13 protein-coding genes and 1 pseudogene are annotated in these 14,960 nt (G+C 49.0%); 4 read left to right on the top strand and 10 right to left on the bottom strand.

Annotation, left to right across the window (positions count from 1 at the left end):
• The first annotated feature begins 13 nt into the window (after positions 1–13).
• Positions 14–757, top strand: coding sequence for a carboxy-S-adenosyl-L-methionine synthase CmoA (gene cmoA / locus DY231_RS09525; RefSeq protein WP_034496021.1), 744 nt, complete (start codon positions 14–16; stop codon positions 755–757).
• On the top strand, positions 754–1,725 hold the full coding sequence (cmoB, locus tag DY231_RS09520; protein WP_115628146.1) for a tRNA 5-methoxyuridine(34)/uridine 5-oxyacetic acid(34) synthase CmoB: 972 nt from the start codon (positions 754–756) through the stop codon (positions 1,723–1,725). The genes cmoA and cmoB overlap by 4 nt, the downstream gene beginning before the upstream one ends.
• Positions 1,726–1,756: 31 nt before the next feature.
• On the opposite strand, the gene fumD is transcribed toward cmoB, so the two are convergent.
• The 6 genes from fumD to cutC all read right to left on the bottom strand — a co-directional run bounded on the left by fumD (position 1,757) and on the right by cutC (position 7,253).
• Positions 1,757–1,969, bottom strand: a complete 213-nt coding sequence (gene fumD / locus DY231_RS09515) for a fumarate hydratase FumD (RefSeq protein WP_034496024.1) — start codon at positions 1,967–1,969, stop codon at positions 1,757–1,759.
• A gap of 99 nt (positions 1,970–2,068) precedes the next feature.
• A complete protein-coding gene (locus DY231_RS09510) occupies positions 2,069–2,287 on the bottom strand; it encodes an acyl carrier protein (RefSeq protein ID WP_034496026.1) in 219 nt (72 codons plus the stop codon).
• A 15-nt stretch (positions 2,288–2,302) separates the two neighbouring features.
• On the bottom strand, positions 2,303–3,739 hold the full coding sequence (locus DY231_RS09505) for an AMP-binding protein (protein WP_115628145.1): 1,437 nt from the start codon (positions 3,737–3,739) through the stop codon (positions 2,303–2,305).
• Positions 3,736–4,857, bottom strand: coding sequence for an MBOAT family O-acyltransferase (locus DY231_RS09500; protein ID WP_115628144.1), 1,122 nt, complete (start codon positions 4,855–4,857; stop codon positions 3,736–3,738). Before DY231_RS09500 ends, DY231_RS09505 begins: the two co-directional genes overlap by 4 nt.
• 127 nt (positions 4,858–4,984) lie before the next feature.
• A complete protein-coding gene (locus DY231_RS09495; RefSeq protein WP_115631812.1) occupies positions 4,985–6,124 on the bottom strand; it encodes a D-alanyl-lipoteichoic acid biosynthesis protein DltD in 1,140 nt (379 codons plus the stop codon).
• 388 nt (positions 6,125–6,512) lie between these two features.
• On the bottom strand, positions 6,513–7,253 hold the full coding sequence (gene cutC, locus DY231_RS09490) for a copper homeostasis protein CutC (RefSeq protein WP_115628143.1): 741 nt from the start codon (positions 7,251–7,253) through the stop codon (positions 6,513–6,515).
• Between the two features lie 91 nt (positions 7,254–7,344).
• Here cutC and DY231_RS09485 point away from each other — a divergent pair, with 91 nt between their 5' ends.
• Entirely contained in the window at positions 7,345–8,487 is a 1,143-nt protein-coding gene (locus DY231_RS09485; protein ID WP_115628142.1) for a MalY/PatB family protein, read from the top strand.
• On the opposite strand, the gene DY231_RS09480 is transcribed toward DY231_RS09485, so the two are convergent.
• Complete coding sequence (locus tag DY231_RS09480; RefSeq protein ID WP_115628141.1) at positions 8,476–9,042, bottom strand: VOC family protein; 567 nt, start codon at positions 9,040–9,042, stop codon at positions 8,476–8,478. The two genes, DY231_RS09485 and DY231_RS09480, sit on opposite strands and share 12 nt — an antisense overlap.
• Before the next feature lie 248 nt (positions 9,043–9,290).
• On the opposite strand from DY231_RS09480, the gene argS reads away from it, so the two are divergent.
• Positions 9,291–11,024, top strand: coding sequence for an arginine--tRNA ligase (gene argS / locus DY231_RS09475; protein ID WP_115628140.1), 1,734 nt, complete (start codon positions 9,291–9,293; stop codon positions 11,022–11,024).
• Positions 11,025–11,080: 56 nt separating this feature from the next.
• On the opposite strand, the gene lpxA is transcribed toward argS, so the two are convergent.
• From lpxA to DY231_RS09460, 3 genes and pseudogenes are all read right to left on the bottom strand, one after another.
• The gene (lpxA, locus tag DY231_RS09470; protein WP_115628139.1) at positions 11,081–11,872 is read right to left on the bottom strand and encodes an acyl-ACP--UDP-N-acetylglucosamine O-acyltransferase; all 792 of its coding nucleotides are present in this window, start codon (positions 11,870–11,872) and stop codon (positions 11,081–11,083) included.
• A 148-nt stretch (positions 11,873–12,020) separates the two neighbouring features.
• On the bottom strand, positions 12,021–13,160 hold the full coding sequence (gene bglB, locus DY231_RS09465) for a beta-galactosidase BglB (RefSeq protein WP_115628138.1): 1,140 nt from the start codon (positions 13,158–13,160) through the stop codon (positions 12,021–12,023).
• Positions 13,160–14,748, bottom strand: a pseudogene (locus DY231_RS09460) (MFS transporter). Before DY231_RS09460 ends, bglB begins: the two are co-directional and overlap by 1 nt.
• Positions 14,749–14,960 lie beyond the last annotated feature (212 nt).

The following is a 14,960-nucleotide window of genomic DNA, read 5'->3' as shown; positions in this document are numbered from 1 at the left end:
CGGATTTAACATTATGTCTGACCGCGATACGCTGTTTTCCGCCCCCATTGCCAAATTAGGTGACTGGACTTTTGATGAACGTGTAGCAGAAGTTTTCCCCGATATGATTCAACGATCGGTGCCCGGCTATTCCAACATTATTTCGATGATTGGCATGCTGGCGGAGCGCTTTGTGGCACCGGGAAGCCAGGTTTATGATCTCGGCTGTTCCCTTGGCGCGGCAACTTTGTCGGTGCGTCGCAACATTCATCATGACAACTGCAAAATTATCGCGGTAGACAACTCACCGGCTATGGTTGAACGCTGCCGCCGTCATCTCGACGCGTTTAAAGCGCAAACGCCGGTGGACGTTATCGAAGGTGATATCCGCGATATCGTTATCGAAAATGCGTCAATGGTAGTGCTGAACTTCACCCTGCAATTCCTTGAACCAGACGACCGTAAACTGCTGCTGGAAAAAATCTATCAAGGTCTGAATCCGGGTGGCGCGCTAGTGCTGTCTGAGAAGTTCAGCTTTGAAGATGGCGAAGTCGGTGATCTGCTGTTCAATATGCACCACGACTTTAAACGCGCGAACGGTTATAGCGAGCTGGAAATCAGCCAAAAACGCAGCATGCTGGAAAACGTCATGCTCACCGACTCCGTCGAAACTCATAAACAACGCCTCAAACAAGCCGGATTTGACCACGCAGAATTATGGTTCCAGTGCTTTAACTTTGGCTCTTTGGTTGCACTGAAATCAGGAACATCTGCATGATCGACTTTGGTAATTTTTATCAGCTTATCGCGAAAAGCCCGCTGGCTCCGTGGTTAGAAACCCTGCCTGGGCAAATTGCCACCTGGCAGCGCGAGAATCTGCACGGACAGTTCAAACATTGGTACAACACCGTTGAATACCTGCCTGAACTAACGCCGTATCGTCTGGATTTATTGCATAGCGTGACGGCGGAATCAGAAGCCCCACTGAGCGAAGGTCAACGCCTGGGCATTGAAAAGCTGCTGCGCAACCTGATGCCGTGGCGTAAAGGGCCGTATTCGCTCTACGGTGTGGATATCGACACGGAATGGCGTTCTGACCTGAAATGGGACCGCGTTCTGCCGCATATTTCCCCGCTCGCCGGGCGCACCATTCTGGACGTCGGCTGCGGTAGCGGTTATCACCTGTGGCGCATGATTGGTGCGGGTGCGCATCTGGCTGTGGGTATTGACCCGATGCAGCTATTCGTTTGCCAGTTTGAAGCCGTGCGTAAATTGCTGGGTAACGATCAACGTGCACATGTTTTGCCGCTCGGCATTGAGCAACTTCCTGAGCTGAATATCTTTGATACGGTGTTCTCGATGGGCGTGCTCTACCACCGCCGTTCTCCGCTTGATCATCTTTATCAGTTGAAAAACCAACTGGTGAAAGATGGCGAACTGGTACTGGAAACGTTGGTTGTCGAAGGCGACGAAAATACTGTGTTGGTGCCGGGTGACCGATACGCGCAAATGCGCAATGTGTATTACATTCCGTCGGCGTTAGCGTTGAAAAACTGGCTGGAAAAATGTGGCTTCGTTGATGTGAGAATTGTGGATCATTGCTATACCACAAGCGAAGAGCAGCGCCGCACAAGCTGGTTGACGACGGAATCATTGGCCGATTTCCTCGACCCAAATGATGCACGCAAAACTGTCGAAGGCTACCCTGCCCCGCTACGTGCGGTGTTGGTTGCACGTAAGCCGTAAGAACCTGAAAGGCCACAAAATGTGGCCTTATTTATTTTGAAGCAAACCCGAGTGCGCGAATCACTTCGCTCATCGCCGCATTTGTCAGCGGTGAACGTTGAATTTTGCTATTGGCAGACATTGCTCTGACCACACCTGCAATCACAACGTGTTTCGGTTCCTGGCCCAGGTCACGCATTTCAAGCACAACCTTTCCAACAACCCTGCACATCTCATCGTAAAGTTCTTTGTCGGTGATATTCATATTATTCTCCGTCGTTGAGACGGCAGACTAACACGTTTAAATCATTAACTTAATAAGCCCAGGCAAAACGCCAGGGCTATCAAGTTTTGAACATGATCTTCAGGCGTTTTCTTCAATCCACGCCGCCAGGATTGCTGGCGTTTTTAAAATATTTGCCACTTCTGTTGGCGGAATAGCACAACCAAACTCCGCCTGGACGTCCAGTACAATATCAACGGCCGTGATCGAGTCGAGAATACCTGATTCAATCAGCTCATCGTTAAATTCAACTTTGCGCGACAATACATTTTCAAATAACGCTAAAATTTTCTGTTCCATTTTTGATCCTTAGGATTAACAAGTACGAGCGTGCGCATCAAGTAACTTACGGTCGATTTTCCCGTTAGTATTGAGAGGTAATGCGTCCATGATGACAATCTGCGATGGCACCATATAAGACGGTAGAATTTGGGTGAGATTCGCTTTAATTTCTTTCTCTGAAAGTTTTGATGAGCAAAAAGCAGCAAGTCGCAACACCGCACCATCTTTTTTAGTCAGCGGCAAGACCACCGCTTCACTAACCCCTGAAAGGGCTAACAGACGGTTTTCGATTTCGTGAATTTCAATACGATAACCGTTCATTTTTATTTGGCTGTCGTTGCGCCCCTGGCAGTATAAATTTCCTTTACTCATATTCCCCAGGTCGCCAGTTTTATACCCGCGCCAATGCTTCGCTTCATTCCATAAAAGTTTTTCAGCATTTTCCTTTGGCAAACCAAGGTAGCCGTGCATCACATTTTTACCCCAGATAATCAGTTCATTATCAGCAGTAATTTCCATTTCTGAATGCGGCATCATCTGACCAATAGGCAACAACTCGCAATCTGACTTCAGTATTTCATCGCTAATTTCGACCACTGTAGTCGCAATAGTCGCTTCGGTTGGGCCATAGGAGTTGAGTATTTTCGCGTCCGGGAAAAGGCGGCGCAGGTGTTTTACCAACGCTTTACTGAGAACTTCACCGATAAAGACAAACACTTTCAAATCGGTTAAGAATTCTGCGCGAAACTCCGGATGCAATAATTTCTGGTAGGCAAAAGACGGTGTTGAAACCCATACGGACACTTTTTGCTGTTTTAGTTTTGCCAACCAATTCTCGGCAGCAATATCTTCCTTGGCATTCAGAACAATATGCCCGCAGGTAGCAAGGTTTCCGAGCAGTGGGATTAACGATAAATCAAAACTGAATACCGCATGGTTCATTAATACGGGATTGGCTGGCAGGGAAAAATCATCGCGTACCCACTGCATGAAATTCCACACGCTTTCACGACCAATTTGCACCCCTTTTGGCTTACCGGTACTGCCAGAGGTAAACATGATGTAGGCCAAATCTTGCTGTTCCAGATTCTGGGCTGGTACACCGGTCGCCTTAAATGAACGTTGTTCAACGTCATAATAATAAGGAGCACTGGCTAATTCGCAGATCTCTTTCAGGCGCTCTGCCGGGTAAATATTATCTACCGGGATATAAGGAATGCTGTGTAATAAGCAGCTGTAAATCGCACAGGCGAATTCTGCCTGCTGATGACCGTAGAGCACAACAGGAACGTTAGATTCCATATTAAGTGCGGAAAAACGAGCCTTCCAGTCAATGACCGCCGTACTTAATTGCTGCCAGCTCAGGGTATTATCACTTCCACTGATAGCGGGTTGTTGAGCATTTTGCGGATCAAGCAAAACCGCCCGCAGATATTCATTTAGCTGTTGTAATTCAGAGTCATTAGTCATACAGGAGACATTCCGCTAAAGATATAAAGAGATACCGCAGCACTTGCCAGGGTTAAAATACGCCCCACCCACATCATCACGGGTTTATTTAACCAGATAGTGATAACGGGACTGCGCTTTGCGAGCCAAAGAATCATATTATGGATAACTGAAATCCCTCCGAACAGTGCGCCGCTGACGACATAATTCAGCTCCAGACCATTCCATGCGCCCATGCAAAACAAGGTGCAAAAAATACCGACATTCTGAGCGGTGGCTTTATGATTCCTGAAGAACGTTATTTTCATCAGGTTCATATAAACAGGCATAAAAACAACGTCACGCAGCCACTCTGACAAACTAATATGAAATCTGCGCCAGAAATCCTGCGGATTTTTGGCTAAAATAGGCAAGTTAAAATTGACCGGGATATTCAAACCAAATAGCCGTCCGGCGCCAATCGCCATATTGCTGTAACCCGCAAAGTCAAAGTAAAGATAAAAACTGTAAGCCAGCGACATCACAACGCCCACCGTCAAGGTGAACGGGCGATGGCTCCAGTGGCTAATCACCAGGTTATCAATGAGCATCGCAAACAGGAATTTCTGCACAATGCCATAGAAAATCTGTTCCATAGATTGCAGGAAAACGTCTGTCGTTAAGCGAAATGAAGTTTGCGTTATATCCTGCACCCAGGTTCGCCAGCGATACATCGGCCCCGCCAGCATAATAAAGGGGGAAAAGAGATAACTAAAATATTGCAAGAAACTGCGGGAATCCTTTTTATTACGATAGAGCAAAACATCCACCGCACGGAAAGTCATAAAAGAAAGCCCTATCATTCCCCAGTGGTTATTCAGATGTAATTTCACCAGAATGAGCGGCAGTAAACTCAAAATCACTGACTGCCAGGTTTTTATCCATGATTTATCTTTGCAAGTGGCGATGCCATACAAATAGCCGAACATCAGAATCGGAATCAGTATCTGGTTTTTAAAGATGTATTCCCATACCGCAAACAGTGCAAAAGTCGAAAATAGCGACAGGTAGCTTAACCGATTACCCAGTAAACGATTTATCCCAGCCAACAGCAGTGAACTGGCAAATAAAACTGCAAAAAAAGGTGCGCTTGTATACATTTTCTTATCCTTTAAAACTGCTGATATTCAAAATGCAGCTTTAAATTCATACTGTTGTCGATGGATGACCATGCGACTACGGTTGCCAGCAAAAAGAGGTAGAGGAAAAAGAGTCGAATAGCTTTCTTCATTTTTTAAACGCCTCTGCGATATAACGATCCATGGCGACCCAAGCCAGCTCGGTAGGATGAATACGATCCCAATTCCAGCCATTCTGGTATTTCTGGCTATACATATCGAAGTATGGCGTGTTGTACTTTTGTAATACGGACTGGATATAGCGGTCGGTATTTTTGAATTTTTCTGTGTGCTTTAATGCCCACGGATTTAACGGATCGATAATGACCACTACATTGACCTGGCGCTCATGTAACAGCTTTATCATGTCCTCAAATGCCTGCTCTTCCTGCAACGACGGTGGTGCCGGATACCATTCTTCCGCCGTTTTATCATCCGCAAAAACGTCTTTATCCATCCATAACGTGGCTGGGCTTTCATGTCGGGCGTGGTTAAGTTTTTCTGCCTGCTGAAGCTGTGCATCCCAGTCAATATTTAGCCACGTTTTGTTTATTAGCGGCCAGGGTTGCGAGCAGGGATGACGGATATGGAACAGCGTCAGGAAATAATCTCTGATCAGTTCGCAGAATGAAGAAAACTGATAGTTTATTTCACGCCAGACAATATCGTAATGCCATCCAAAAATACGCATCTGGCTAAATGTCAGATGGTCAACATCTTGCGCATCAATGTGCTTAAGGTAATTTGACAATATCGGACGTAATGTTTTATCCGACATCAGTGGCTTAAAGATTGCGTCTGGAAAATGGTCGGCAAAAATAGTCGGTGGGATACCATTGAAGTAAAAACTATCTGGTGCCAGCAGCAATACCAGTTTCGTTTTAGGCGAAAGATCTTGTTTAAAGCGAGTCAGCAAAGCAAGCTGCGTCATGTCATCGACGTAACTGTCGCCATAGGCAACCGTCGGCTGATGCAGTTGAGTATTAAAGAAATTGTAGACGGCAAAATGCTCATCTTCAGAGGTCGCGACTTCAGAGGCGCCAAGGAAAAACAGTGCATTGCCGTTCAGGGCGTGCGAAATAGTCGCTATTTTTTCAGCCTGAACCTTGCGTGTCCCTTCCATGGTTTTAATTAACGGCTGAAATTTTAATTCAACCTGCTGGCTATCGATAAGAGGTGGTAGAGACAAAACCAGAGCGGCAAGCACGGCCATCGAAATATGCAAACAGAGATTTTTATTTATCTTCATAATTAACACTAAATCACATGCGACTAATTAAAAATAAAAAATAGAAACCGACTCTATCAGCATATTTTTAAACGGATTTTAATCATAAAGGACCGGAGGGTTCTATTCCTTAAGTGATTAGTATCCGTATGTAACGCAATGTACATCGCAGCAATAATGCCGTTCACAGAGCGAACAAGACAATTTAATAACAAATATCACACAAGATTATTACTTAATATCTTTGATTGCCGAAAGAGTAAATTCAATACTAAATTCAGTAAATAGAAGTGATATTAATTTGTACCAAAATTGAATAAAAAAAGCCCCGATAAAACATCGGGGCCTGGTACGAGCAGCATCACATGGGCGACATGATGCGCGGGCAAAAATCTAAGTGTCAGGTTGCTCAGTGGCTGGCAACTAACACCGTTTTCATTGCTGCTACCACGTCGCCATCAACGCAGTAACGGTTAAACTCATCGGCTTCGGCATCCGCACTCATTGACACGCCAGCCTTGCGGTATCGCATCGGTGAAGGCACTGACTGCCCTGCGGAGCTGTGCATCTCGTCAATACCCGCTTCGACGAACTTTTTCAAGTTGCTCAGCCTGACTCCTGCACCCGCCATAATGATTGGAGCACGGGAATGCTGTTTTAGTTCCCTAAGTAATGAAAGTCCTGTCTCTGCATTCTGTTGTTGGCCCGAAGTCAGGATACGCGCCACGCCTAAATCGGTTAATTGCTCCAGCGCCTGATGCGGGTTGTGACACATATCGAACGCGCGATGGAACGTCACCGCCATTCCCTGCGCCTGCTCCATCACCCGTTTCATACGCGGCAAATCGATATGACCTTCACCATCTAACATGCCGATGACCAGACCCGGATATCCGAGTTCGCGCACGAAAGCGATATCTTCCAGCATGGTGTCAAATTCAGCATCGGTGTAACAAAAATCACCGCCGCGCGGGCGAATAATCGGATGCACAGGAATCGACACCCGCTCTTTAACTTTACGCAGCACGCCCGCTGAAGGGGTTAATCCGCCCTCTTTCGGCGCTGCACATAATTCGATTCTATCCGCTCCGGCTTGTTGTGCAGTAACTGCACAGTCAATTCCATAACAACATATCTCAAGCAAAGGCATTGATTACTCCTTAAAAATCTTTAGCCTGGCGGTTGTGCCAACGGTTCAGAATGATAATCTCAAACGACAGTCACAAAAAAGGTAATCAATGATGGCATTCAATTTTGATGAAGGCATCGACCGCCGTCACAGCGACAGTTCGAAGTGGAATAAATTTGGTCATGAGGTTTTGCCAATGTGGGTCGCCGATATGGATTTTCGCTCCCCGCCCTGTATTCTCAATGCCCTTCATCAGCGTGTTGAACACGGTGTTTTTGGCTACGGCGCCCGGCCCCAGGAGTTAGTCGATGTTGTCGTTGAGCGAATGGCCAGCCGTTACCAGTGGCAAATCAAACCTGAATGGATTGTCTTTTTACCCGGTGTTGTCGCCGGGCTGAATTTAAGCGTTCGCGCATTTACCGCAGCCGATGAAACCACGATTGCCCCCAGCCCGATTTATCCCCCTTTCCGAAAATCATCCGCTTTTGCCCAACGCCCACAACTCAATGCCCCTCTGCGCCTTGAGAAAAGCCGCTGGGTAATGGATTTAACCGCCCTTGAATCTCAGTGCACCGGCAAAGAAAAATTACTGATGCTCTGCAATCCGCAAAACCCCGGCGGCACGATTTACTCCCGGGAAGAATTAGAGCAACAGTTGGCTTTCGCGCAACGCCATGACCTGATTGTTTGTTCAGATGAGATCCACTGTGATTTGCTGCTCGAACCGGGTGCGAAGCATATTCCCTTCGCCACTCTCAGCGCCGATGCCGAGCAACGATCCGTCACCCTGCTTTCACCGTCTAAAACGTTTAACATCGCCGGGCTTGGTGCCTCACTGGCGATTATTCCCGACCCGGAATTGCGCAAACGTTTTAACACAGTGCGTGATGGAATTGTGCCGAGCGTCGATGTGCTCGCCCTGACGGCGGCCACCGCGGCCTGGCGTGATGGCGAGTCGTGGTTGCAAGAGTTACTGCCGTATTTGCGCCGCAATCGTGACCGTCTGGTCAGCGCGGTAAACGAGATGCCTGGCCTGACGATGGTTTCGCCGCAAGCGACGTATCTGGGCTGGGTCGATGCCACTGCTTTGCCCGTAGAAAACCCGACGCTGTTCTTCCAGAAAGCGGGCCTGGGTTTCTCGCCAGGGGCGGATTTTGGCGAGAAAAAATTCGTGCGAATTAACTTTGGCTGCACATCCGCAACGCTTGAAGAAGCGATTAAACGGATGAACAGCGCTGTAAAATCAATCAGCTAACTCACTGGCGACAATCTCTTCAATACTCCAGGGATGGAATTTGATCGTCACTTTGCCGTCGGTGACGGCGAGCGTTGGATTTGGCAGGCGCTCACGTTCGCCTTTTGGTGAACTGGTTTTCACCGAAATCCCCGTCTGGCGCAATCCCGCGTCAGACATTAAGTCCAGCGCCCGCGCGTTCAGCGTTTCAGTCTCACCTGGCAATACAATTTCTACATGCTCCCAGCCTTCGTGCGGGTAACGTTTTTCACCCGGCCACGGCAGTTCCACCACGCTAAATTCCCAGTGCGCAACGCATACTGGCTCGTTGAGTTTGAACAAGCAGATGGGGCGATCGTTAATAATATTTTCTGAAAGCAACGTGCCGCACTTTTCAAAACCCGCACGCCAGCGTTCAGCCGTCGTATTCTGGTGGCAGCGCAGGGAAATATGATCGGCGTCGAGCGATGCAATCTCGAGATCCAGACGTGCAGCCAGTTGGGTTAACGCTTGTATAAAACGCGGGAGATCCTCTGAAATATCACTCAGTTCTGCAATTGTCTGCCAGTTGGCCATCGCCTTATCCTCGAAATCACGAATGCGCGTAATCTACCTTTTTCGGCCAGCATCACCAACACCCATGGAGCCGCGAACGCTCTGAATGGTTAATCACTATACCGTTAAGGTTAGTACAGGGCGCGTAGAGCAAGGCTTTTGCTGACTCGGGAGATTAAAAACAGTTATACTTACGCCCTAATTTTATCCCCAACGATACGGCTGCTGTATCAGTCACAGCAGTCTTAAGCAAAATGTAAGGTATCCCGGTGAATATTCAGGCACTTCTCTCAGATAAAGTCAGTCAGGCACTGATTGCCGCAGGTGCTCCTGCGGATTGCGAACCACAGGTTCGTCAGTCAGCAAAAGTTCAGTTCGGCGACTATCAGGCCAATGGCGTGATGTCAGTTGCGAAATCACTGGGCAAGCCGCCACGACAAGTCGCCGAGTTGGTGATTGCCAATCTGGATTTGACCGGAATTGCCAGCAAAGTCGAAATCGCCGGCCCTGGTTTTATCAACATTTTCCTCGACGCTGCGTTTCTGGCGAAGAGTGTCGATGAAGCTGTCGCCTCCGATCGCGTCGGTGTCACCGTTTCCGAACCGAAAACAGTGGTAGTGGATTACTCCGCGCCAAACGTTGCGAAAGAAATGCACGTCGGGCATGTGCGCTCTACCATCATCGGTGATGCCGCTGTTCGTACCCTCGAATTCCTGGGTCATAAAGTTATCCGCGCCAACCACGTCGGCGACTGGGGCACGCAGTTCGGGATGCTGATTGCGTATCTCGAAAAACAGCAGCAGGAAAACGCAGGTGAAATGGCGCTGGCTGACCTCGAAGAGTTCTACCGTGCGGCGAAGAAACATTACGACGAAGATGCAGAATTTGCCGAGCGTGCTCGCGCCTACGTGGTGAAACTGCAAGGCGGCGACGAATACTGCCGTAACATGTGGCGCAAACTGGTCGATGTGACCATGACGCAAAACCAAATCACCTATAAGCGTCTGAACGTTACATTAACCCGTGACGACGTGATGGGTGAAAGCCTCTACAACCCAATGCTTCCGGGTATTGTGGCGGATCTGAAAGCAAAAGGTCTGGCGGTTGAAAGCGAAGGCGCTACGGTAGTATTCCTCGACGAATACAAGAATAAAGACGGTGAGCCGATGGGCGTTATCATCCAGAAAAAGGATGGCGGCTACCTGTACACCACCACCGATATCGCTTGTGCGAAATATCGCTTTGAAACCCTGCATGCTGACCGCGTGCTGTACTTCATCGATTCGCGTCAGCACCAGCATCTGATGCAAGCCTGGACTATCGTGCGTAAAGCCGGTTATGTGCCAGATTCTGTGCCATTAGAGCACCACATGTTCGGCATGATGCTGGGCAAAGACGGTAAGCCATTCAAAACCCGTTCTGGCGGGACCGTAAAACTGACTGACCTGCTGGATGAAGCCCTTGAACGCGCTCGTCGTCTGGTGACTGAGAAGAACCCGGACATGCCTGCTGATGAGTTAGAAGCGCTGGCAAACGCAGTCGGCATTGGCGCCGTGAAATACGCGGACCTGTCCAAGAACCGTACCACTGACTACATCTTTGATTGGGACAACATGCTGGCCTTCGAAGGCAACACGGCACCGTATATGCAATACGCTTATACCCGTGTGCTGTCAGTGTTCCGTAAAGCCAATATTGATGAAGCCGAGTTGCTGAAAGCGCCTGTGGTGATTACCGAAGATCGCGAAGCGCAGCTCGCGGCTCGCCTGCTGCAATTTGAAGAAACGCTGAACGTGGTTGCGCGTGACGGTACGCCGCATGTGATGTGTACTTATCTGTACGACGTAGCGGGTCTGTTCTCAGGCTTCTACGAGCATTGCCCGATTCTGGCCGCTGACAGCATTGAAGCGCGTAACAGCCGTCTGAAACTGGCTCTGTTAACGGCGAAAACGCTGAAGCTGGGTCTGGACACGTTGGGGATTGAAACCGTAGAACGTATGTAATTTTTGCTTTTATGAACAAAAGGCTCGCCGTTAATGGCGAGCCTTTTTTAATGTGTTTAACGTACTATGCCCCGTGCCGACCGCGCAAAAAAGCGGTCAAAAAAGCCAATCACCGGAAAATCACTTTCCATCACTTTTAAAGACCTTTTCACTTCATCAATCGACAGCGCCTGATGGTAAAAACGCTCATAAAGTGTATGAACCAAATCCTGCTGTTCCTGATTAAGTGCCAGAAACGCGCGGGATTCCACGTTTACGCCCAGGGGCTGCGCGTGGTTCCCCCCCGCCATCACAAACGGTGGCACATCCTGAACGACTCCGGATTGATCGAGGATCTTTACCCCGTTCCCCAGCATGCAAAACTGATGGATCGCGCACATATAACCAATTTGCGCATCATCATCCAGCTCTACGTGCCCGGCCAGGCCACTGTTATCGCCAATCTGCGTGTGATCTCCCACGACGCAATCGTGTCCGATATGCACGCCATTACTAAAGAGATTGTCGTTACCAATCAGGGTCACGCCGGAACCCTGAATCGTGCCGCGATGAACCGTGGCGTGGTGGCCGAAATGGTTGCGGTCGCCAATGACTAATGTCGTCGGTTCACCCGCATATTTTAGATCCTGATTCACTTCACCTATAGATGAATACGAACCAAAATTATTGTCACAACCCAGGGTTGTCAGGCCGGTGATCACTGAGTGAGAGCCAATAATCGTCCCCTCACCTATCACGACACCTGCGGAAATAACACAAAATGGGCCAATAGTGACATTGGCACCAATAACGGCTCCCGCTTCCACCAAACTATTGGCGGCAATACGAGCAAAAGGAGAAATGGACAAAAGGTGATCCTGGTGGGGGACAAGCAACAGCGCGGAGCATAATGAATTGTGCCGCTGAATACTCCTTATTTAATTTCTTATTTTTTGGGAACCATTCAGAAAAAAGAGGCCTGTCTGATTAGACAGGCCTTTTGCGATTGAAATGTGCTTAGAGATAAATACGTAAATACTCACCCAGGCACAGAATTGCCATCGCCTGACCGTACGGCATCGACGTCAGCGGGATCTGACGATAAAACTCCAGATTACTGCCCATCCCCGTCCCAAACGAAACTTGCAGCAGCTCGCCCTCAGGCGAGATATTTTTCACAATCCCTTTCATCGCCTTCTCAGCCACTTCAGCGTATTGCTTGCCGATATAGCGTTTACGAATGCCTTTGAGTATCCCGTAAGCAAAACCGGCGGTGGCCGACGCTTCAAGATAAGAATGGGGATCGTCCAGCAAAGTGTGCCACAAACCGCTGTCATCCTGACATTTTGCCAGCGCAGCGACCTGGCTTTCCAGCACTTGTACCAGGTAGCGGCGCACCGCATTGTTTTCGGGTAAATCCACCAGCTCAAGGAAATCAGGAATAACGATCGTCAACCAGCTGTTACCCCGCGCCCAACGCGCCTGCGCAAAATTATGATTGCCTTCATAATTCCAGCCGTGGAACCACAGCCCGGTTTCTCTGTCCATCAGATTCTGTACATGCAGCAGGAACTGATATGTGGCCTCTTCCACGTATTCCGGGCGTCCCAGCAATTTGCCGATTTTCGCCAGCGGCAACACCGTCATCATCAACGTGTCATCCCACATTTGCTGATGATTTTCTTCGGCGAGCGTTACGTGCTGCATACCACCGTGTTCGGTGCGTGGCATTTCGTACATCGCCCACTCCGCCCAGCTTTCAAGCCACGGTAAATACGATGGGTCGCGCGTTTCCTCAAATCGATAAGCCAGCGTCAGGAACGGCGCCATGGTATTCACGTTTTTGGTGGTTGCCCCTTCAGCAAAACGATCGGCAAACCAGCTATCAATAATCTCACAGATTTTCTTATCGCCGGTCTGGCGATAATACTGATACATACCGTACAAACCGACGCCGTGCGTCCACTCCCAGCCCGCCCAACCTTTGGTATCAATGACTCGTCCGTCATCCAGTCGCAGCAAAAATTGGCCCGTTTCATCCGTAATATTAATCAGGTTGTCCGTCACCTTGTGGATCAGGGATTTCAGTTCATCCCGGGCAATAAAATGCTCCGGCTGGCACAGTAAAGGACTGTGTTTGACGGGATAAATAATCATTAGCTTAACCTCTGTGATGTATTCGAATTCATTGCAGCAGCCTCTTTTAACGACGGGGCGACTGGCTTATTACGATTGAGATAACCAATATTGTTGTTGCCCCACAGTGTGTCGTACGGCATACCCGCGAGCATTTCGACCGTAGCACGAGCTTCTGGCGTGGTCGCTTCAGGAACCGGACGCCCAGCCTCACGCATCTTCGCGGTCTCTTCACGCAAGACACTGTGCGTTTGCAAATTGAGTTTAAAGCGCAGGGAAACCAGGAAACCGCATGCCAGCACCGCAACCGTACCGAAACTTAAAATCATCAAAATGGTGTGGCTGACCGCTGGCGGTTGCGTGGTCTGGCCGGAAACGAAACCAGAAAGCTGCATCACGATACCGACTAGCATCACCGCTCCCGCCTGCGACGCTTTACGTGTCAGCGTCATGATCCCGGCAAAGATACCTTCGCGGCGCTGCCCGGTAATCACTTCGTCTACGTCAGCAATGTAGGTATAAGTATTCCACGGCACATAGTTGATGCCCCCACGACCCAGACCCGCGACGGCTGACACCAGCATCAGCAGCGAGAACACATCGCTTAAGCCCGCGTAATAAAGCACCGCGTAGGAAACCGAACTGAGACCGAACAGTACAACGACCATACGATAAGACGGTGCCGGGCCGTATTTAATACACAGTGGAATCATGCCGATCACCGCAATAAATTGCAGAATCGCCATGGTCCCGAGCAGGCTCGATGCCATGCTCGCGCTCTGCATCAGAACAAACACCACATAATAGGTAAACACGGCGTTGAACACGTCCTGCGCAATATACCCCCCAGGTACATACCCAGATGCTGGCGGAAAATCTTCACCCGGAGTGTTGAAGTCAGCTCAACGTTCAGGCGTTTCATGCTCTGAGCGAAGGTCAGCGTTTTCTTCTCTTCTTCTGCACGCAATGCCGCTTCGGTCCATTCGGAACGCGGACGCTCCCAGGTAAAGAACCAGACAAAGGTCAGCACGATGGCGCATAACGTGGCGAACACCAGGCTTGAATAGAAGAAGGAAACCGCGTTGTCTTTACCGAAGTGATTTAACAAGATGCCCGGCAGGAATGCGGCGAGAATCGCCGAGAGTTGCGCCATCGAAATACGCGCACCCGAGAACTTGGTTTTCTGTTTGAAGTCATCGGTCATTTCTGGAACCAGCGTTTCGTATGGCACCAGAATCATGGTGTAAACCACGTCAAAGATCAGGTACGTCACCAGGTAGTACCAGTAACTCATCTCTCCAACCCACATAAAGCTGTAGCTGAAGACCAACGGAATACCGAGCAGAATAAAGAACTTACGGCGGCCAAAGCGCTTGCCAAGCCAGGTTGAACCAAAGTTATCGGTCAGGAACCCCATTAACGGGCTCACGACGGCATCCAGCACCCTTGCCATCGCAAAAATAAAGGTGGCTTCAATCGGTGTCAGTCCGCAGAAGGTCGTATAGAAGTAGAGCAACCAGGCGGCGGTGAGCGCCGTTGTTCCCGCTCCGAGGAAATCCCCTGAGCCGTAGGCAAGATAATTTGCCAGTCCAATCTTACGTGTTTTCATTGCCGTCAAACCCCGTTGTTTTTAGTTATTGGAGATTGCACATCCCGTGCCTTATCAGGCCTGCGAGAACTTTACCTTGCTAAGGTAGAAGGACGGGGCAATTGAAACCTTTTCATTTTTGCCATGGGATGATAAAACCTGGCAAAATTACAAAGAGTCCCGGCACTAGCGTCACCGATTTATAAAACAGTGGTTTGTTTTTATCAAAAGAT

This window comes from Buttiauxella agrestis, assembly GCF_900446255.1.
Classification (GTDB): domain Bacteria; phylum Pseudomonadota; class Gammaproteobacteria; order Enterobacterales; family Enterobacteriaceae; genus Buttiauxella; species Buttiauxella agrestis.
Note: the sequence above shows the minus strand (reverse complement) of the source record. Positions and strands in the feature narration are given on the sequence as shown.